At 69.3% G+C, this 20,841-nt stretch carries 13 protein-coding genes; 10 read left to right on the top strand and 3 right to left on the bottom strand.

The window, feature by feature from the left end:
- Positions 1-45 precede the first annotated feature (45 nt).
- Both V1460_RS09715 and hflX read left to right on the top strand, forming a co-directional pair.
- The gene (locus V1460_RS09715) at positions 46-1,590 is read left to right on the top strand and encodes a M1 family metallopeptidase (RefSeq protein WP_338673337.1); all 1,545 of its coding nucleotides are present in this window, start codon (positions 46-48) and stop codon (positions 1,588-1,590) included.
- A 153-nt stretch (positions 1,591-1,743) separates the two neighbouring features.
- Positions 1,744-3,237: a GTPase HflX gene (gene hflX / locus V1460_RS09720; RefSeq protein ID WP_338673338.1), complete on the top strand. Its 1,494-nt coding sequence runs from the start codon at positions 1,744-1,746 to the stop codon at positions 3,235-3,237.
- A 169-nt stretch (positions 3,238-3,406) separates the two neighbouring features.
- Here hflX and V1460_RS09725 read toward each other — a convergent pair whose 3' ends face one another.
- A complete protein-coding gene (locus tag V1460_RS09725; protein ID WP_338673339.1) occupies positions 3,407-4,615 on the bottom strand; it encodes a hypothetical protein in 1,209 nt (402 codons plus the stop codon).
- A gap of 321 nt (positions 4,616-4,936) precedes the next feature.
- Here V1460_RS09725 and V1460_RS09730 point away from each other — a divergent pair, with 321 nt between their 5' ends.
- The 5 genes from V1460_RS09730 to V1460_RS09750 all read left to right on the top strand — a co-directional run bounded on the left by V1460_RS09730 (position 4,937) and on the right by V1460_RS09750 (position 13,220).
- The gene (locus V1460_RS09730; protein ID WP_338677987.1) at positions 4,937-6,313 is read left to right on the top strand and encodes a diaminobutyrate--2-oxoglutarate transaminase family protein; all 1,377 of its coding nucleotides are present in this window, start codon (positions 4,937-4,939) and stop codon (positions 6,311-6,313) included.
- A gap of 66 nt (positions 6,314-6,379) precedes the next feature.
- Entirely contained in the window at positions 6,380-8,326 is a 1,947-nt protein-coding gene (locus V1460_RS09735) for an IucA/IucC family protein (protein ID WP_338673340.1), read from the top strand.
- A gap of 18 nt (positions 8,327-8,344) precedes the next feature.
- A complete protein-coding gene (locus V1460_RS09740) occupies positions 8,345-9,220 on the top strand; it encodes a GNAT family N-acetyltransferase (RefSeq protein ID WP_338673341.1) in 876 nt (291 codons plus the stop codon).
- A 59-nt stretch (positions 9,221-9,279) separates the two neighbouring features.
- The gene (locus V1460_RS09745; RefSeq protein WP_338673342.1) at positions 9,280-11,172 is read left to right on the top strand and encodes an IucA/IucC family protein; all 1,893 of its coding nucleotides are present in this window, start codon (positions 9,280-9,282) and stop codon (positions 11,170-11,172) included.
- 74 nt (positions 11,173-11,246) lie between these two features.
- Positions 11,247-13,220, top strand: a complete 1,974-nt coding sequence (locus V1460_RS09750) for an ATP-dependent DNA helicase (RefSeq protein ID WP_338673343.1) — start codon at positions 11,247-11,249, stop codon at positions 13,218-13,220.
- A 141-nt stretch (positions 13,221-13,361) separates the two neighbouring features.
- Here the strand turns inward: V1460_RS09750 and lexA are convergent, their stop codons facing one another.
- Complete coding sequence (gene lexA, locus V1460_RS09755; RefSeq protein WP_338673344.1) at positions 13,362-14,156, bottom strand: transcriptional repressor LexA; 795 nt, start codon at positions 14,154-14,156, stop codon at positions 13,362-13,364.
- Between the two features lie 534 nt (positions 14,157-14,690).
- On the opposite strand from lexA, the gene nrdR reads away from it, so the two are divergent.
- The 3 genes from nrdR (at position 14,691) to V1460_RS09770 (ending at position 19,206) form a co-directional block, all read left to right on the top strand.
- Entirely contained in the window at positions 14,691-15,212 is a 522-nt protein-coding gene (nrdR, locus tag V1460_RS09760; RefSeq protein WP_338673345.1) for a transcriptional regulator NrdR, read from the top strand.
- Positions 15,213-15,371: 159 nt separating this feature from the next.
- Entirely contained in the window at positions 15,372-18,269 is a 2,898-nt protein-coding gene (locus V1460_RS09765) for a vitamin B12-dependent ribonucleotide reductase (RefSeq protein ID WP_338673346.1), read from the top strand.
- Positions 18,270-18,882: 613 nt separating this feature from the next.
- On the top strand, positions 18,883-19,206 hold the full coding sequence (locus V1460_RS09770; protein ID WP_338673347.1) for a hypothetical protein: 324 nt from the start codon (positions 18,883-18,885) through the stop codon (positions 19,204-19,206).
- Here the strand turns inward: V1460_RS09770 and V1460_RS09775 are convergent.
- Positions 19,198-20,400: an IS110 family transposase gene (locus V1460_RS09775; RefSeq protein WP_407077428.1), complete on the bottom strand. Its 1,203-nt coding sequence runs from the start codon at positions 20,398-20,400 to the stop codon at positions 19,198-19,200. The genes V1460_RS09770 and V1460_RS09775 overlap by 9 nt on opposite strands.
- Between the last annotated feature and the right edge of the window lie 441 nt (positions 20,401-20,841).

Raw genomic sequence — 20,841 nt, forward strand, 5'->3', positions numbered from 1 at the left:
GCGCGCCGTCGCCGCACACGAGCACCACCCTGGTAGCGGTGGTGCATGCTGTTCACCTCACGACGCCTGCGTGCCGCCGTGCTCGCCGCGGCCGCGGCCACCCTGCTGGCCTCAGCTCCTTCCGCGCCCGAGCCGCTCGGCATCGGTGACCCGCTCTTCCCACATCTGGGGAATCCCGGATACGACGTCATCTCCTACGACATCGCGTTCGTCTACGGCGGGACGAACACCGAGCCTCTCGATGCGGTCACCAAGATCGACGCCCGGACGACCACGCGCCTGGAGCGGATCAACCTCGACTTCAGCCGGGGGACCGTCAAGAGCGCTGAAGTGAACGGCGCGGAAGCCCAGTTCACCACCGTCGGCGAGGACCTCGTGCTCACTCCCGCCCGGCCTGTCGACGCGGGCCGCAAGCTGGCCATCACCGTCACCCACACCAGCGACCCCCGCAGTCCCAGGGGCGCCGGAGGGTGGGTGCGCACCACGGACGGGCTGGCGATGGCGAACCAGGCCGACGCGGGCCACCGGGTCTTCCCCTGCAACGACCACCCGGCAGACAAGGCCGCCTTCACCTTCCGTATCACCGCGCCGTCCACACTCACCGCCGTGGCCAACGGACTGCCGGAGGGTAGAAGCACCACCGGCTCGAACACCACCTGGCTCTACCGCACCCGCCACCCCATGGCCACCGAACTCGCCCAGGTCAGCATCGGGCGGTCGACCGTCATCGATCGCGCGGGACCGCACGGGCTGCCGCTCAGGGATGTCGTGCCGACGCCGGACCGCGCACTCCTCGAACCCTGGCTGAAGCGCACCCCGGGCCACATCGAGTGGATGGAGAGCAAGGTCGGGGCCTACCCCTTCGAGACCTACGGCGTGCTGGTCGCCAAGGCCGACACCGGATTCGAACTGGAGACGCAGACCCTCTCCCTCTTCGAACGTGCGCTGTTCACGCGGAGTGAGCGCGACAGGTGGTACGTCGACTCGATCATGGTTCATGAGCTGGCACACCAGTGGTTCGGCGACAGCGTCACCCCGCGGGCCTGGGCCGACCTCTGGCTCAACGAAGGGCACGCCACCTGGTACGAGGCCGTGTACGCGGAAGAGCACGACAAGAAGTCCCTGCAACAGCGGATGCGGCTCGCGTACACCCGCTCCGACGGCTGGAGGGCGTCGGGCGGGCCGCCGGCGGCGCCGAAGCCCGCGAAAGGCGGCCAGCAGCTGGGGCTGTTCCGCCCGATCGTCTACGACGGCAGCGCGCTGGTGCTCTACGCGCTGCGCCAGGAGATCGGAAACGACGCCTTCAACCGGTTGGAGCGCGCATGGGTGAGCCGCTACCGGGACGCGAACGCCGGCACGCGGGACTTCATCCGGCTGGCTTCGCAGGCCGCGGGCCGGGATCTCTCCGCCTTCCTCCGGAGCTGGCTGTACGCGGCGAAGACGCCGAGCATGCCAGGCCACCCGGACTGGCGCAGCGAGACGCCGACGGCCGAGCGAACGGTGAAGCCGACGCGGCCCGGCCAGGCGCCCCAGCCCAAGAAGGCGGCGAAGGGGGCGAAACCCGAGGGCGCCGCGAAGGCAGGCGAGTAGCCGCGGCCGGGTGCCGTGGCAGCCGCGCGAAACCGGGGTGACGGCCGCCAGGGCACCGTGCGACCATCGACATGGCGATCGGCGGGGAATTTTCCCCCGTGGTCACACGTTGTGACGATCGTTGGCGTTCGTTCCCATCTACGTAAGGATCCAATGACCTCCTCTTCATCCCCTTCCCAGGACGCACAGAGCTTCGCGGACACCAGCCGCACCGAGAGCCTTCGAGCCGATGCCCTGATGGAAGAGGACGTCGCCTGGAGCCACGAGGTCGACGCGGACAGGGACGGCGAACAGTTCGACCGCAACGACCGGGCCGCGCTGCGGCGCGTCGCCGGGCTCTCCACCGAACTCGAAGACGTCACCGAGGTCGAGTACCGCCAGCTCCGCCTCGAGCGAGTGGTGCTGGTCGGCGTCTGGACCTCCGGGACCGTGCAGGACGCGGAGAACTCGCTGGCGGAGCTCGCCGCCCTCGCCGAGACGGCGGGTGCCCTCGTGCTCGACGGCGTCATCCAGCGCCGAGACAAGCCGGACCCGGCGACGTACATCGGCTCCGGCAAGGCCAACGAGCTGCGGGACATCGTGGCCGAGAGCGGAGCCGACACCGTCGTCTGCGACGGTGAGCTCAGCCCCGGCCAGCTGATCCACCTCGAGGACGTCGTCAAGGTCAAGGTGGTGGACCGCACCGCGCTGATCCTCGACATCTTCGCCCAGCACGCCAAGTCCCGTGAAGGCAAAGCGCAGGTGGCGCTGGCACAGATGCAGTACATGCTGCCCAGGCTCCGTGGCTGGGGTCAGTCGCTGTCCCGGCAGATGGGTGGCGGCGGCGGTGGCGGTATGGCCACCCGAGGACCCGGTGAGACCAAGATCGAGACGGACCGGCGACGGATCCGCGAGAAGATGGCGAAGATGCGCCGGGAGATCGCGGAGATGAAGACGGGCCGCGAGATCAAGCGGCAGGAGCGCCGCCGGAACAAGGTCCCGTCCGTCGCGATCGCCGGATACACCAACGCGGGCAAATCCTCACTGCTCAACCGGCTCACCGGAGCCGGAGTCCTGGTGGAGAACGCGCTGTTCGCCACCCTGGACCCGACCGTGCGCCGGGCCGAGACCCCGAGCGGCCGGCTGTACACGCTGGCCGACACCGTCGGTTTTGTGCGGCATCTGCCGCACCACCTCGTGGAGGCCTTCCGCTCCACCATGGAGGAGGTCGGCGAGTCCGATCTCATCCTCCATGTGGTCGACGGCTCTCACCCCGCTCCCGAGGAGCAGCTCGCCGCGGTGCGCGAGGTGATCCGGGATGTCGGCGCCGTGGATGTGCCCGAGATCGTGGTCGTCAACAAGGCGGATGCCGCTGATCCGCTGGTGCTGCAGCGCCTGCTGCGCATCGAGCGGCATGCGATCGCCGTGTCCGCCCGTACGGGCAGGGGAATCGACGAGCTGCTGGAGCTGATCGACGCCGAACTGCCCAGGCCCGAGGTCGAGATCGAGGCACTGCTCCCGTACACGGAGGGTGCTCTGGTCTCGCGGGTGCACGCGGACGGCGAGGTGCTGTCCGAGGAGCACACCCCCGAGGGCACGCTGATCAAGGCGCGCGTGCATGAGGAACTGGCGGCGGCCCTCGGGCCGTACACCCCGGCGGCGCACTGACGCGCGACACCTTCCACCGGACTCGCGCACGGCAGCACGAAGGCCCGGTCCCCTCGGAGCAACCGAGGGGACCGGGCCTTCGTCGGACTCGGCCCAGTGCCGGGGGCACCTCCCAGGCGAAGCTCTCGGGGGAGTCGCGAGCCGGTGAACCTATCCGGTCACAGCACCACTAGCGGCCCGCGAACTTCTCGCTGACCGATTCGTACACGGCCTTGGCCTCGGGGCCGAACCGCGGGCCGGCCAGCCATCCCGCAGTCACCGGGCCTATGGAGGTGTTCGACACCAGAGCGGGCCTGCCGTCGCTGCCCTCGGCGACCCATCCGCCACCGGACGAGCCACCGGTCATGGTGCAGCCGATGCGGTACATCGTCGGCTGGTCCGCCTCAAGGGACAGCCGGCCGGGCTTGTCCGCGCACTGGTACATCCGCTCACCGTCGAACGGCGCCGCCGCCGGGTAGCCCGTCGCCGTCATCCCGCCGATCTTCGACACGGCGGGTGCGGCGAACTCCACCGGGAGCGCCGAACCGACCGTCTCCTCGAGTGACTTCCCGCTTCCGCCTTTCTCCGGCGTCACATGGATCACGGCGAAGTCATAAGGGGCGCCCTTGCCGCCGCTGGTCGCACCCTCGGCGATCCACTGGTCGCTGGTCCGGGCCCAGTCGCCCCACCACACACCGTAGGGAGCGATCTCCTCACGCGTGACCTCGCCCGACCTGGCCCTGTCGTTGTAGGAGGGTACGAAGACGATGTTGCGGTACCAGCCGCCTTCCTTGCCCGCGTGCACGCAGTGGCCGGCGGTCCACACCATGTTGGACTTGCCGGGGTTGGCCGGGTCCTTCACCACGGTCGCGGAGCAGACCATCGCGCCCTTGGGGCCGTCCATGAGCACCTTGCCCGCTTCCGGAACGTTGCCGTGGTACGGAGTGTTCACCTCCCGCGCGCGCACAGGGTCCGGGGTCGGATCGGTGATCCCGTCGTCACCGGAGACGTCCCCGTCCTCCACCGGCCGGTCGGGCTGATCGGCATTGCGCATCCGGTCCGGGTCCCAGAGGTCCTCGATGATGGGATTGACGAAGTCCTTGGCCTCACGCAGCCAGGTCTCCTTGTCCCAGTCCTTCCACTCGCCGTTCCGCCACTTGTCCAGGTCGATGCCGTGCGCCTTGAGCCGGTCCTTGAGGTCGTCCGGGATCGTGATCTTGCCGTCGGACGAGGACGCGACGGTGGGGCTGCTGCCGCCGCCCGCGTTGTCCTCGCTCGGGCCGCAGGCAGTCGCTGTGAGCGCGAGCGCGGCCGCGAGCGCCGTCGCCGCGAGAACCGGGGTTCTGCGACCGGCGTTCCTCCCGCGGCGAGCTGCGAAGGCCGGGCGGTTGAGTCGCATGTCGTGATCCCCCTGGGACTTCATGAGTTGGGTGCCTGCCGGGACGAACTCCCGCCACACGGTCCGGCAATGGGTGCGGGGGGCGGAAGCACGGCCCCCACTATGCCGGTGTCCATGGGGACGGCCGGGAGCCGGGGCCCGGTTCCGGGCCGTAACGATCTTCCGAATGCCCGTGATCCATTGGTTTCACCGTCGTTGGTACGCACGAGGGACACACGGTCAGGGTTCAGCGCCGCCGCGTCGTGCGGTGCGGGGCTCGGCATCGATGTGGACGCACAGATGTCAGCGGGAGGACCAGGAGGAGAACCCGTGGACGTGGACGTGGACGTGGCGGAATCCGCCCTGCCGGCGCAACCCGCCGCGCAGGAGGTGATCCTCCGCCGCCAGTCGCTCCGAGAGTCGGCGGCGCGTACGTACGCGCGTTCACTCCCGATCGTTCCCGTACGGGCCAGGGGCCTGACGATCGAGGGCGCCGACGGTCGCCGCTACCTGGACTGCCTGTCGGGCGCGGGTACCCTGGCACTCGGCCACAATCATCCCGTCGTCCTCGAAGCGATTCGCAAGGTGCTCGACTCGGGTGCCCCGCTGCATGTGCTCGACCTGGCCACGCCCGTCAAGGACGCCTTCACCACCGAGCTGTTCGCCACCCTGCCGCGTCAATTCGCGGAGAACGCCCGCATCCAGTTCTGCGGCCCGGCCGGAACGGACGCGGTCGAGGCGGCCATCAAGCTGGTCCGCACGGCGACCGGCCGCGCCGGACTGCTCGCGTTCACCGGTGCCTACCACGGAATGACCGCGGGAGCGCTCGACGCGTCAGGCGGTGCCACGGAGGGGCGGGTGACCCGGCTCCCGTTCCCGCAGAACTACCGCTGTCCGTTCGGGACCGGTGGCGAGCGGGGCGCCGAGCTGGCGGCCCGGTGGACGGAGACCCTGCTCGACGACCCGAAGGGCGGCATCCCCGCTCCCGCCGGGCTGATCATCGAACCGGTCCAGGGGGAGGGTGGGGTCATCCCGGCCCCGGACGCCTGGATGCGCCGGATGCGTGAGATCACAGCCACGCGTTCCATCCCGCTGATCGCGGACGAGGTGCAGACCGGAGTCGGGCGTACGGGCGCCTTCTGGGCGGTCGAGCACAGTGGCATCGTCCCCGATGTGATGGTCATGTCCAAGGCCATCGGCGGCTCGCTCCCGCTTGCCGTCATCGTGTACCACTCCGACCTCGACACCTGGCAACCGGGAGCACATGCCGGCACCTTCCGGGGCAACCAGCTCGCCATGGCGGCCGGTGCCGCCACACTCGCCTATGTGCGCGAACACCGCTTGGCCGAGCGCGCCGCCACTCTCGGGGCACGTATGCTCGGTCGGCTCCAGGGGCTGGCGGCGACCCACACCTGCATCGGCGATGTGCGTGGACGTGGCCTGATGATCGGTGTCGAACTCGTGGACCCGGACACCGACGATCCGTGCGCCACTGCCCCGCCGCCCGCGCCCGCCCTCGCCGCAGCCGTCCAGCGGGAGTGTCTGCGCCGCGGGCTCATCGTGGAAATCGGGGGGCGGCACGCGGGCGTGGTACGGCTGCTTCCCCCGCTCACCCTCACCGACGAACAGGCCGCCGCGGTCCTCGACCGTTTCGCCGACGCCCTCGCCGCTGCCGACGGCTCCCCCCACCGCCGGAACGCCACCGGGCCGTCGAACTGATCGCGGGTGTTCCCGCGGACGGCTCGCGTCCCGATGATCCCCGGATGACAGCACAAGGAAGTCACTGTGAACTCCACTCCCGTCGCACCCGGCGCTCCCGAGCCCGACGGCCCAGCCCCCCACCGCCCCGGCGTGCAGTCAGGACCGCGCGTCGCAGTCGCCGTCGAGTCGCCGACGCTGCCGCGACAAGCCGCAGGGCCCCGAGCCACGCGGTCACCCGGTCGGCAGCAGCCGTACGCCGCCGATCCGCCGCGGGACCCGGAGCACCTGGACGACAGCACGGACCCACTGGACCAGCGCGATCCACTTCTCGCCGCGGACTCCGCAAGTGTCGAGAATCTGCTGCGCTGCTGGGTCAGGGAGACCGGCCTGTCCCGTCCGGACGGCCCGACGCTCCGCATTCCGCTCCCTGCCAGCGGTACCGCCCTGCACGTCCCCGTCCGCTACTGGTCCGCCACAGGCTGGCACCGATTCGGGGCACCGGTTCTGGAAGGGGCACCCGACGCTGCCCCACGGGTGGACGCCGTGACCGTGGCCGCACTGCTCACCCGCGAACAGGGCAGCCCCGACACCCAGGCCGCCAGCGGCGCCGAACTCGTCGGCAGGGTCGCCGACTCGCTGCGCCGTACCGCCGAGTTCATCGCCGAGCGCAGGCTGCGCCCCGGACCACGGCCCGAGGCCGACCCGTTCCTGACCGCCGAACAGTCGCTGGTGCTCGGACATCCCCTGCACCCCACCCCCAAGAGCAGGGAGGGACTCTCCGAGGCCGAGAACCGGCGGTACTCCCCCGAGTTGCACGGCTCCTTCCCGCTCCACTGGATGGCGGTCGACCGAAGTGTCCTCGCCACCGGTTCCGCCTGGACCGAGCAAGGACGTGCCGTACCCGCCGAGCAGCTCACCAAGCGGCTCGCCGGGGGCCTCGGACTTCCCCCCGGCACCGCCGCGTTGCCGCTCCACCCCTGGCAGGCGCGCGAGGTGGTCCGGCGTCCGGCCGTAGCCGCGCTCATCGAAGCCGGTCTGCTCCACGACCTCGGCCCCGGGGGCGAGGACTGGCACCCGACCTCGTCGGTGCGCACAGTTCACCGGCCGGGCGTCCCCACGATGCTCAAACTCTCGCTCGGCCTGCGGATCACCAACTCCCGGCGCGAGAACCTCCGCAAGGAACTCCACCGCGGAGTGGAGGTCCACCGGTTGCTCCGCGGCGGTCTGGCCGCACAGTGGCGCAGCGCCCACCCCGGCTTCGACGTCGTCCGCGATCCCGCCTGGCTCGCCGTGGACGACCAGGAGGGCGCACCGATCACCGGACTCGATGTCGTGCTGCGCCACAACCCCTTCGGCCCCGGCGACGACGCCGTCTGCGTCGCCGGGCTCACCGCGCCCCGGCCATGGCCCGGCCGTGCCGGGACGCACTCGCGTCTCGCCGACATCGTGCACCGGTTGTCAGGCCGCCTGAGGCGTCCCGTCAGCGCGGTCTCCGCAGAGTGGTTCCTGCGCTACCTCCGATACGTCGTCCGCCCCGTGCTCTGGCTGGACGGCACCGTGGGAATCGCCCTCGAAGCCCACCAGCAGAACACCCTGGTGATCCTCGACCCCGAGGGCTGGCCTGTCGGCGGGCGCTATCGGGACAACCAGGGCTACTACTTCCGTGAGTCCCACCGCGCGGCGCTGTCGAGCAGACTGCCCGGCATCGGCGACGCCAGCGACACCTTCGTCAGCGACGCCGTCACCGACGAGCGGTTCGCCTACTACCTCGGCATCAACAACGTACTCGGACTCGTCGGCTCCTTCGGGGCGCAGCGCCTCGCCGAGGAACGCGTCCTCATCGCCGCGTTCCGCCGGTTCCTCGGCTCTGCAACGGACCTCGGCTCGCCGCTCCCGGGCCAGTTGCTGGAGGCGAGCACACTGCGCTGCAAGGCGAATCTGCTCACGCGACTCCAGGGACTGGACGAACTCGTGGGCCCAGTGGACACCCAGTCCGTCTATGTGACGATCAGCAACCCCCTCCACCTCTGAGGGTTGAGGACATCTCCCATGCCTCCCACCGAATCCAGCACCGGCACGGATTCCGGCACCGGGTCCGGTACCGCGCCGAGCACCGGGTCCGGCACCAGGCCCGATACGAGCCTCGGTGCCGGTCCCGTCGCCGGACGGGCGCAGACCGGCCCGGAATCCCGAGCGGGCTGCGAGGACACCCTGGACCTGCGGCTGCCCGGCGAATTCCTCGCGCTGTTCGAGACCAGCGAGAGGGATGAGGGCGCAGCGCCCCTGCGCGACGCGGAAGCACACCCGAACCACGGGGAAGCAGCCCCGAGCGGCGGCGGCAGACCCCCGCGCGAGGACCTGCTCGACGGGCCGGCCCACTGGGGCGCCTTGGCCACACCCTTCGGCTCGTTCCAGCTGATCCCGGTCAGTGTCGATCGTGATCTGAGGCTGATCAGCGGGTGGATGAACGACCCGGCGGTCGCAGCCTTCTGGGAACTGTCCGGCCCCGATCCCGTCACCAGCGCCCATCTGCGGGCCCAAGTCGACGGCGACGGCCGCAGCATCCCCTGCCTCGGTGTCCTGGACGGCGCACCCATGAGCTACTTCGAAATCTACCGGGCCGATCTCGACCCCCTGGCCCGACACTATCCGGCCCGGCCACATGACACCGGCATCCATCTGCTCATCGGAGGAGTCGCCGACCGGGGGCACGGAGTCGGTACCGCTCTGCTGCGGGCCGCCACCGCACTGATCCTGGACAACCGCCCCCGCTGCGCACGAGTCGTCGCCGAACCAGACCTGCGCAACACTCCGTCGGTCTCGGCGTTCCTGAGCGCCGGTTTCCGCTTCGCCGCGGAGGTGGACCTCCCCGGTAAGCGAGCCGCACTCATGCTCCGCGAACGCACACTGGCCAGGCTGCTGTGAACCGTCCGCCAAACCCCATAGCCCGCTCGTCCCGCATAGGTTCCACCCGAGGAGACCCCGTGCCGCAGTCCCCCGCCACCTCAGACTCCGACGCGTCTCCCTCCCTCTACGCCCCGGCCGAGCTGGACCAGGCGATCTGGCGTGACGCGGCCTGCCGCATGCTGGCCAAGATGATCGCCGAGTTCGCCTACGAGGGTCTCGTCGCGCCGCTCCTCGTCAGCCGTCCGACCGCCGGCCGTCCAAGCCCCGGCACTCGCGCTCAGGCACCCGCCGAAGCCCGCGTCGAGGCCCCTGAAGGCGAGCCGCAGGGGGGAGCCGACGCCTACCGCCTCCGACTCGACTGCGGTGAACGGCTCACCTTCCGGGCGAGGCGGGGGGCGTACGGCAGCTGGCGCGTGGCGCCTGACTCGATCGAGCTCGACGGGCTGCCGTTCGGCGATCCCCTGCGGTTCCTCGTGGCCGCACGCGAACTCCTCGGCCTCGACGGTGCCACGCTGGGCCATCTCATCCGTGAACTGAGCACCACCCTCGCAGCCGACTGCCGACTCGCCCACGAGTCCCTCCCCGCGGCCCTGCTCGCCGATCTCGATTACGCGTCGCTCGAAGGCCATCAGACCGGCCACCCCTGGCTTGTCCTCAACAAGGGCCGCATCGGCTTCTCAGCCGACGACGCCGCCCGCTGGGCTCCCGAAGCGCGCAGGCAGACCCGGCTGCCCTGGATCGCCGTCAGCACCGAACTCGCCGTCTACCGCGGGGTGCCGGGACTGGCGACCCCCGACGTGCTCTACGCGAAGGAGCTGGACGACGAGGTGCGTGTGGCGTTCGCAGCCGAGCTGCATGCGCGCGGCCGGGATCCCGAGGGCTATCTGCTCCTCCCCGTGCACCCTTGGCAGTGGGAGCACGTGGTGCTGCCGCTCTACGCCCCGTCCGTCGCGAACGGCGACATCGTGCCGCTGACCACGGACTCCGACCTGCGGCTGCCCCAGCAGTCCATCCGCACCTTCCTCAACACCAGCCGCCCCGACCGGCACACGGTCAAGCTTCCACTGTCCGTCCTCAACACCCTCGTCTGGCGCGGACTGCCGACCGAACGTACTCTCGCCGCCCCCGCCGTCACCGATTGGGTGCGGTCGATCCGGGACGACGACACCTTTCTGCGCGACGACTGCGGGGTGATCCTGCTCGGTGAGGTCGCGTCCGTCACAGTCGAGCACCCGCTGTACGACCGACTGCCGGACGTGCCATACCAGTACCGGGAGCTGCTCGGTGCCATCTGGCGCGAACCGCTGAGCCTGCCGCCCGGGGAGCGGGCCCGCACCCTGGCATCCCTACTCCACACCGATCCGCGGGGGCGCGCCTTCACGGCCGAGCTGGTCGAGCGTTCGACGCTCGCCCCCGCCGTCTGGCTGCGGCGCCTGTTCGCCGCGCTGCTGCCGCCCCTGCTGCGTTACCTCTACCGCTACGGCACCGTGTTCTCGCCGCACGGGGAGAACGCCATCGTGGTCTTCGACGCGCACGACGTCCCCGTACGCCTCGCGATCAAGGACTTCGTCGACGACGTCAACGTCAGCGCCGAGCCGCTGCCCGAGCACCGTTCGATGCCGGACGAGGTGCGGGCGGTCCTGCTGACGGAGACGCCGGAGTTCCTCACCCAGTTCATCCACTCCGGTCTGTTCGTCGGCGTCTTCCGCTTTCTCGCCCCGCTGTGCGAGGAGCAGCTCGGAGTGCCGGAGACCGAGTTCTGGGCACTGGTACGAGCCGAGATCCTGCGCCACCAGGAGCGTTTCCCGGAGCTCAAGGACCGCTACGAGCTGTTCGATCTGCTCACCCCGTGTATCGCGCGCCTCTGCCTCAACCGCAACCGGCTGCACCTCGACGGCTACCGCGACCGCTCGGAACGCCCGCATGCCGCCATGCACGGACTGGTGCCCAACCCGCTCGCCGCCGGATGACGCCGTCGGGCGGGGGCATGGCCGTGCCGGTATGTTCCCGCGCTGTCAGTGGCGCACCGTAGGGTGGACGGTCTATGACGAAACCCTCCCTCCCCGAGCTCCTCCACGCCGCGGTCACCGCTGTCGGCGGGGTCGAGCGGCCTGGCCAGGTCACGATGGCCGAGTCCGTGGCCGCTGCCGTCGACGACGGCTCCCATCTGCTCGTCCAGGCCGGCACCGGCACCGGAAAGTCCCTCGGCTATCTGGTGCCGGCCCTGGCACAGGGGGAGCGTGTGGTGGTGGCCACCGCGACACTCGCGCTCCAGCGCCAGCTCGTGGAGCGCGATCTGCCCAGGACGGTGGACGCGCTGCACCCGCTGCTGCGACGGCGTCCGGACTTCGCCATGCTCAAGGGCCGGTCCAACTACCTGTGTCTGCACCGGCTGCACGAGGGCGTGCCCCAGGAAGAGGAGGACGGGCTCTTCGACCCGTTCGAGGCCGCCGCTCCCACCAGCAAGCTGGGCCAGGATCTGCTAAGGCTGCGTGACTGGGCGGACGAGACGGAGACCGGTGATCGCGACGACCTCACGCCGGGCGTGTCCGACCGCGCGTGGTCCCAGGTCTCCGTGTCGTCCCGGGAGTGCCTGGGGGCCTCGAAGTGCGCGTACGGGGCCGAGTGCTTCGCCGAGATGGCCAGGGAGCGGGCCAAGCTCGCCGAAGTCGTGGTGACGAACCACGCGCTTCTCGCCATCGACGCGATCGAGGGTGCTCCCGTGCTGCCTTCGCACGAAGTGCTGATCGTCGACGAGGCACATGAGTTGGTGTCCCGGGTGACCGGTGTGGCCACGGGCGAGCTCACCCCCGGTCAGGTCAACCGCGCGGTACGCAGAGCCGCCAAGCTGGTCGACGAAAAGGCCGCCGACCAGTTGCAGACCGCCGCCGAGGGCTTCGAACGGCTGATGGAGCTCGCGCTGCCCGGTCGACTCGAGGAGATCCCCGAAGACCTCGGCTATGCGCTGATGGCTCTGCGTGACGCGGCCCGCACGGTCATCTCCGCCATCGGGTCCACCCGTGACAAGGCGGTGCAGGACGAGGACGCCGTGCGCAAGCAGGCGCTCGCCTCGGTCGAGTCCGTGCACGACGTCGCGGAGCGCATTACCCTCGGTTCTGAGTACGACGTCGTCTGGTACGAACGGCACGACCGCTTCGGTGCCTCCCTGCGCGTGGCACCGCTCACTGTCTCCGGGCTGCTCCGCGAGAAGCTCTTCGCGGACCGCTCCGTCGTCCTCACCTCGGCGACGCTCAGGCTTGGCGGAGACTTCAACGGCGTGGGCGCCTCGCTCGGGTTGGCGCCCGAGGGCGTCGAAGGCGACGATTTGCCCGTCTGGAAAGGCATCGACGTAGGGTCGCCGTTCGACTATCCCAAGCAGGGGATCCTCTATGTCGCCAAGCATCTGTCCCGCCCCGTGCGTGATGGCGGCCGGGAGGACATGCTCGATGAACTCACCGAGCTGATCCAGGCAGCCGGGGGCCGCACGCTCGGCCTGTTCTCCTCGATGCGTGCCGCCCAGCTCGCGGCCGAGGAGCTGCGTTCCCGCATTCCGGAGTTTCCGATCCTGCTCCAGGGCGAGGAGACACTTGGCGAGCTGATCAAGAACTTCGCGGCCGACCCCGGGACGTGTCTGTTCGGCACGCTGTCCCTCTGGCAAGGGGTCGATGTGCCGGGTCCGAGCTGCCAGTTGGTGGTAATGGACAAGATCCCGTTCCCGCGCCCGGACGATCCGCTGATGAGCGCGCGCCAGAAAGCGGTGGAGGACGCAGGGGGGAACGGGTTCATGGCCGTCGCCGCGACCCATGCGGCACTGCTGATGGCACAGGGGGCCGGCCGCCTCGTCCGGGCCACGGGGGACAAGGGTGTGGTCGCGGTACTCGACCAGCGGCTTGCCACGGCGCGGTACGGAAGCTATCTCAAGGCTTCCCTGCCCGACTTCTGGTACACCACGGACCGCAACCAGGTGCGTCGCTCACTGGCCGCCATCGACGCGACAGCGAAGGCCGAGGGGCGCTGAGGGCGGGTACCGGCTGAGCGCCCCACCGCTGGCGCGACCGGATGAAGACGAAGCGGTCCCTGCCTGAGGCAGGGACCGACACGATTGGGCCCCGGGACCGGCGCAGTGGGTCCCGGGGCCGGTCAGAGTCGGCGAGTGGGGTCACACTCGCCGAAGCACCGCCACCACCTTGCCGAGAATCGTGGCCTCGTCACCAGGAATCGGCTGGTACGCCGCATTGTGCGGAAGCAGCCAGACGTGCCCGTCCTCGCGCTTGAAGCGCTTGACCGTGGCCTCGCCGTCCAGCATCGCGGCGACGATGTCGCCGTTCTCCGCGACCGGCTGACGGCGCACCGTCACCCAGTCACCGTCACAGATCGCGGCTTCGATCATCGAGTCGCCGACGACCTTCAGAACGAACAGTTCACCGTCGCCGACGAGCTGCCGGGGGAGGGGGAAGACATCCTCGACGGACTCTTCAGCGAGGATCGGGCCACCGGCGGCGATCCGGCCGACGAGCGGCACGTAGGAGGCGGCCGGCTTGCCGCTGGTGTCCGTGGTCTGTGCGGCGGGCTGGTCGGAGCCGCGCACCTCGTAGGCCCGGGGGCGGTGCGGGTCGCGGCGAAGGAAGCCCTTGCGCTCCAGAGCCATCAGCTGGTGGGCGACCGACGAGGTGCTGGACAGTCCTACCGCCTGGCCGATCTCCCGCATCGACGGCGGGTAACCACGACGCTGCACGGAGTCACGGATCACCTCGATGACCCGCCGCTGCCGGTCCGTGAGGCCCGTGCTGTCCGCGCGGATGCCCGGAGGTCGGCCGGGCAGCGAGCGCGTGGGTCGCGAGGGGTCCGCCCCTTCGGGAGGCGTGGCTGCGTCGTTCATGGCATGCACCGGCTCGAATCGGTTCTGGGAGCGGTCCTGGGCAGTGATGGTGGCACTGTCTGCGGTGGTGGTCACGTCGGCCCCTCTCGAAATGGTCTCCCTAGCTGGACAACGGTAGTTGCTTTCGAAAGGTTGCGCCAAACACACGTTCGAGTGAAAAAACGCGATTGACCGTACCTGTACACGTGTCCGGGTGTATGGATGTCGGGCGCCGCGGCTTGGTTGCGGTCGCGCGGGATCCGGATGTGCTTCCAGTGTGTCATCCGCGTGCCCGGAAACCGGGGAGACGCGCGACTCCCGTAGGCTCGTCTCCGGCGGGCTGTCTACGAGTGGCGCGCCTCTTCTCCTGAGCGGCGGCCGGTGGTCTCCCGGCTCGGTCCGTATGCCCTTTTGCCCCGCCGTGCGCGATGTCTCCTCTGTGCGACACGCGCTCTCAGGGGAAAGGCGGTCAAACCCCAGATCTAGTGGTTGGATTGGGGTCGCCACCCACAAGTTGTGGTCCCGGGTGATTCGAGCCCTGGGAGATCGCCTATGCTTGTGGCTGCTTCGAGGGGGTGGACACCTCCTGTCGGGGCTATTCGGTCGTGTCGTGAAGGAGGGTTGGGAGCCATGCACTGCCCCTTCTGCAGGCACCCGGACAGCCGTGTCGTCGACAGCAGGACCACCGACGACGGCACGTCGATCCGGCGTCGCCGCCAGTGCCCCGACTGCTCCCGTCGTTTCACGACGGTGGAGACCGCCTCGCTGATGGTGATCAAGCGCAGCGGGGTGACCGAACCCTTCAGCCGTACCAAGGTCATCTCCGGTGTGCGCAAAGCGTGCCAGGGGCGGCCGGTTACCGAGGACGCCCTCGCCCAGCTCGGCCAGCGTGTCGAGGAAGCGGTGCGCGCCACCGGCAGTGCCGAGCTGACCACCCACGACGTGGGACTGGCCATACTCGGCCCCTTGCAGGAACTCGACCTGGTCGCATACCTGCGCTTCGCGTCCGTTTACCGAGCGTTCGACTCGCTCGAAGACTTCGAGGCCGCCATCGCCGAGCTCCGCGGGCAGCGGCCGTCCGCGCGGGAGCGCGGGCCCGGTGTGCCCGTACCCCATGCGGTGGGCCCGGTGCCCACCGCCGCCGCTGACTGATCGCGGCGGCCCGAGGGAAGGGCGGCGACCGGCCGCGGGAGCGGCAAAGACCTGCCATGGACGCCGTGCGCGGCGCGGCGCCCATGGCATCAGACAGAAACTGTGCCACGGGAAGATCTGGGCACTTCAGGGCGTTTTCGCCCGTATATGGGAGGCGGCATGACAGAGACGACGAGCGGCCCGGCACGGGGTTCCCGAGCCAAGGGCGGCAAGGCCGCGGCGGCCCGGCAGGGTCTGCGTATCGAGCGCATCCACACCACTCCCGGCGTGCATCCGTACGACGAGGTCGTGTGGGAGCGCCGCGACGTCGTCATGACCAACTGGCGCGACGGCTCGGTCAACTTCGAGCAGCGCGGCGTCGAGTTCCCCGACTTCTGGTCGGTGAACGCGGTCAACATCGTCACCAGCAAGTACTTCCGGGGTGCGGTCGGCACTCCGCAGCGCGAGGTGAGCCTCAGGCAGCTCATCGACCGCATCGTGAAGACGTACCGCAAGGCCGGTGAGGACTACAGCTACTTCTCCTCGCCTGCCGACGCGGAGATCTTCGAGCACGAGCTCGCCCACGCCCTCCTGCACCAGATCTTCAGCTTCAACTCGCCGGTGTGGTTCAACGTCGGCACGCCCCAGCCCCAGCAGGTCTCCGCCTGCTTCATCCTGTCCGTCGACGACTCCATGGAGTCGATCCTCGACTGGTACAAGGAAGAGGGCATGATCTTCAAGGGCGGCTCGGGTGCCGGGCTGAACCTCTCCCGGATCCGCTCCTCCAAGGAGCTGCTGTCCTCCGGCGGCAACGCCTCCGGTCCGGTCTCCTTCATGCGCGGCGCCGACGCCTCCGCGGGAACGATCAAGTCCGGAGGCGCCACCCGCCGAGCCGCCAAGATGGTCATCCTGGACGTCGACCACCCCGACATCGAGGGCTTCATCGAGACCAAGGTCAAGGAAGAGGAGAAGATCCGCGCGCTGCGCGACGCGGGCTTCGACATGGACCTCGGCGGTGACGACATCACCTCGGTCCAGTACCAGAACGCCAACAACTCGGTCCGTGTGAACGACGAGTTCATGAAGGCCGTCGAGGCCGGCGGGAAGTTCGGGCTGCGCGCCCGGATGACCGGTGAGGTGATCGAGGAGGTCGACGCCAAGTCCCTCTTCCGCAAGATGGCGGAGGCCGCCTGGGCCTGTGCCGACCCGGGCATCCAGTACGACGACACCATCAACCACTGGCACACCTGCCCCGAGTCGGGCCGGATCAACGGCTCGAACCCGTGCAGTGAGTACATGCACCTGGACAACACGTCCTGCAACCTGGCCTCGCTGAACCTGATGAAGTTCCTCAAGGACGACGGAGAGGGCAACCAGTCCTTCGACATCGACCGCTTCACCAAGGTGGTCGAGCTCGTCATCACGGCGATGGACATCTCCATCTGCTTCGCCGACTTCCCCACCCGGAAGATCGGTGAGAACACCCGCGCCTTCCGCCAGCTCGGTATCGGCTACGCGAACCTCGGCGCGCTGCTGATGGCCACCGGCCACGCCTACGACTCCGACGGCGGCCGTGCCCTGGCCGGTGCCATCACCTCGCTGATGTCCGGCGCGTCCTACCGCCGTTCGGCCGAGCTCGCCGCGGTCGTCGGGCCGTACGACGGCTACGCCCGCAACGCCGAGCCGCACCAGCGGGTGATGAAGCAGCACGCCGCCGCCAACACCACGGCCGTCCGCATGGACGATCTGGACACCCCGATCTGGGCCGCGGCGACCGAGGCCTGGCAAGACGTGGTCCGCCTCGGCGCGAAGAACGGCTTCCGCAACTCCCAGGCCTCCGTGATCGCCCCGACCGGCACCATCGGTCTGGCGATGTCCTGCGACACCACCGGCCTTGAGCCCGATCTTGCGCTGGTCAAGTTCAAGAAGCTGGTCGGCGGCGGCTCGATGCAGATCGTCAACGGCACCGTGCCGCAGGCCCTGCGCCGGCTCGGCTACCAGCCGGAGCAGATCGAGGCCATCGTCGCCCACATCGCCGAGCACGGGAACGTGATCGATGCTCCGGGCCTGAAGTCCGGGCACTACGAGGTCTTCGACTGCGCCATGGGCGAGCGCTCCATCTCCGCGATGGGCCACGTCCGCATGATGGCCGCGATCCAGCCCTGGATCTCCGGCGCGCTCTCCAAGACGGTCAACATGCCGGAGTCGGCGACCGTCGAAGAGGTCGAGGAGATCTACTTCGAGGCGTGGAAGCTGGGCGTCAAGGCGCTCGCGATCTACCGCGACAACTGCAAGGTCGGTCAGCCCCTCTCCGCGAAGAAGAAGGAGGAGAAGAAGGCGATCACCGAGAAGGCCGAGGAGACCATCCGCACCGCGGTCGAGAAGGTCGTCGAGTACCGCCCGGTCCGCAAGCGCCTTCCCAAGGGCCGTCCCGGCATCACCACCTCCTTCACCGTCGGTGGCGCCGAGGGCTACATGACCGCGAACTCCTACCCGGACGACGGTCTCGGCGAGGTGTTCCTGAAGATGTCCAAGCAGGGCTCGACCCTCGCCGGAATGATGGACGCCTTCTCGATCGCCGTCTCGGTCGGCCTCCAGTACGGCGTGCCGCTGGAGACCTATGTCTCCAAGTTCACCAACATGCGTTTCGAGCCGGCGGGCATGACGGACGACCCGGATGTGCGGATGGCGCAGTCGATCGTCGACTACATCTTCCGCCGCCTGGCGCTCGACTTCCTGCCTTTCGAGACCCGCTCGGCACTCGGCATCCACTCCGCGGAGGAGCGCCAGCGTCACCTGGAGACGGGTTCGTACGAGCAGTCCATCGACGAGTCCGAGGTCGACGTCGAGGGCCTGGCCCAGTCCGCCCCGCGCCGGCAGGAGCCCCTGAAGGCTGTGGCCACCCCGAAGGCCGAGGTCCCCGCCCCCAAGCAGGCGCACACCTCGGCGGAACTGGTCGAGATGCAGCTCGGCATCAGCGCGGACGCCCCGCTGTGCTTCTCCTGCGGTACGAAGATGCAGCGGGCCGGTTCCTGCTACATCTGCGAGGGCTGCGGCTCGACCAGCGGCTGCAGCTGATATCGCGGGAAGTCGAGGGGAACCGCGGCTGACGCGTCTTTGAGCGTCCGAGAGGGTGCCGGCCCGAGGCCGGCGCCCTCTCCCGCTGTGCGCCCAGCATGGGCGATTGCTTGGGGGTGGAAGTCCCCTGGGGGAAGAGGTGGTGCTAACCCCGAGCCGGAGGCAAGGGTGTCATCGTGAGGTGGGGTCTGGAGGAAGCCCGAGGCGAGACCTGGGTACCGAGGAACACGAACCGTGTATGAGGCGTGCTGGTCGGGTGAGTCTGCTGCGGAAGGCGAAGCCCGTCTCCACCAAGAAGGCCAGTGCGAAAACGCGGCGGGGATCCAGGGACAGTGATCGTTCTTACCTGGGGAGATCTGTCCGGGTGTCGGTTGTGCTGAGGTGTCGCCGCGCCGACGGGCTGCATCGGAAGGTGCGGTCTGACCGGGCAGAAGTCAGCAGAGGCCGTAGTACCAGCCGGGATGAGTACGGCGGCTGGGAAGGGCCGAACATCGAGTGGAACGGACGATGTGGTGGTTGCTCGTGCTGGTCACGGTGATCGCAGCAAAACTGCTTCGGCGGTGCCGTGGGGGCCCCTATCTCTTCGGTCAAGGTCCTGGGCCAGGATGGCGGCATGACGACGTGGTTCCGCACCTACTACGAGGACGAAGATCTGTGGCTGTATTTCGAGGCCGATGACGAAGGCTGGGCAGCACGACAGGTCGAGGTCCGGAGGCAGGACTCGCGTCCGGTGACGGCGGCCTCTCTGGAAGAGGTGCTGCACTTGCGTGATCATGCCGATCTCGCCGCCATGTTCCGCTATGAACGGCAGTTCGGGGTCCTTGCCGAAGGTCCGATGGAAGGTTGGCAGGACCAGCCCGAGGCGGCCGTGATCTCCGCGGAGGAGTTCGAGCGGGTGTGGACCGAGGCCCGCCAGGCTCTCGCTGATTCAAGCTGACCTGGCGGGTTGAGGTTCGTAGAAGGTTCCGTCGCGGAGCATGGCGAACAGGACGTCGGCCCGGCGCCTTGCGAGGCAGAGCAGGGCCTGGGTGTGGTGCTTGCCCTGGGCGATCTTCTTGTCGTAGTAGGCCCGGGACGCGGGGTCGCCCAGGGCGGCGAACGCGGAGAGGAAGAAGGCTCGTTTGAGCTGCTTGTTTCCTCGCCGGGATGGCTGTTCGCCGCGGATCGAGGAGCCCGAACTGCGGGTCGCCGGGGCGAGTCCGGCGTAGGCGGCGAGGTGGCCGGCGGTGGGGAAGGTGCTGCCGTCGCCGACCTCGATCAGGATGCGGGCTCCGGTCCTGACGCCGATGCCCGGCATCGAGGTCAGGACCTTGGAAAGAGGGTGGTCCTCCAGGAGTTCCTCGATCCGCCCGGCCAGCAACTTGCGCTGGTCGAGGACGGCGGCCAGTGATCCGGCCAGGCTCGGGACGATCAGCGCGGCCGCCTCGGTCCCCGGGACGGTCACGGTCTGCTCGTCCAGCGCGGCGAAGATCTCCTCGACCAGCCGTTCGGCCATCCGTGGCGCCTTCGGCCGCAGCAGCGTGACCAGTCGTCGGCGTCCGGCCTTGCGTATTTGGGCCGGGGATCCGAACCGTTCCAGCAGGGTGAGGACGGCTGGATGCTGCAACCGCGGTCCCAGGACCCGTTCCAGCGACGGATGGATCTGGGTGAGCAGGCCGTGGAGCCGGTTGGCGACCCGGGTCGCTTCCCCGGCCAGGTCGTCGTCGAAGCCGACGATCATCTCCAGTTCGGCGATCGTCTCGTCCTCGCCGTCGATGGCCCGCAGCGTGTGGGGCATCGCGCGGGCGGCGTCGGCGATGATGAACGCGTCCCTGGCGTCCGTCTTGGCCTCGCCCGGGTAGACGTCGGCGATCCGCCGCATCGTCAGCCCCGGCAGATAGGCGACCGGGCAGCCCATGTCCCTGGCGACCGCCAGCGGCAGGGCGCCGATCGAGGCGGGCTGGTCGACCACGACCAGCACCGTTCCGTGCTTGGCCTGGAGTTTCGCGAACAGTTCACGGAGCTTGGGTTCGGTGTTGGGCAGGCGCTTGTCGAACGCTTTCTTACCGGCCGGGGTGACGGCGGTGGCGTGGTGTTCGCCCTTGCCGACGTCCAGGCCGAGGAAGACGTCGATGTCGCCGGTGTCGATCACGTGCCAGCCCCTCCATCACGCTTTCGTCCGGCCTTGCCTGGGCACCGAGCTGCCACATCCACGTTACGGAGAGCTCTTCCGGCTCGGGTGAAGCCGGTGCTCAAGCCCCTCATCAGCGGTCCGTCGATGCCTCCGGGCCCGGTGACACCACCCCCCGGATCATCAACAACAAGGGGGGGAAGTCATGCCGGACCCGAAGGCCGGTAGCCCCATTGCGGAGCCACGAGGAAGGTAACGGGGGGGAAGAGCCGGTGCCCCCGGCGAAGCCGTCGACGGAGCGTAGTGACCGGTCGGCGCACTCCACGGAGGACGCTCACCACGAACGGGAACTCTCTTTGTGGGAGTTGATGCTCTCTAAGGAGAACCTGCTCGTGGCGCTCAACCGTGTCGAGGTGAACCGGGGTGCTCCCGGAGTGGACGGCATGCCCACGGCCGAACTCA

Source organism: Streptomyces sp. SCSIO 30461 (genome assembly GCF_037023745.1).
Lineage (GTDB): Bacteria > Actinomycetota > Actinomycetes > Streptomycetales > Streptomycetaceae > Streptomyces.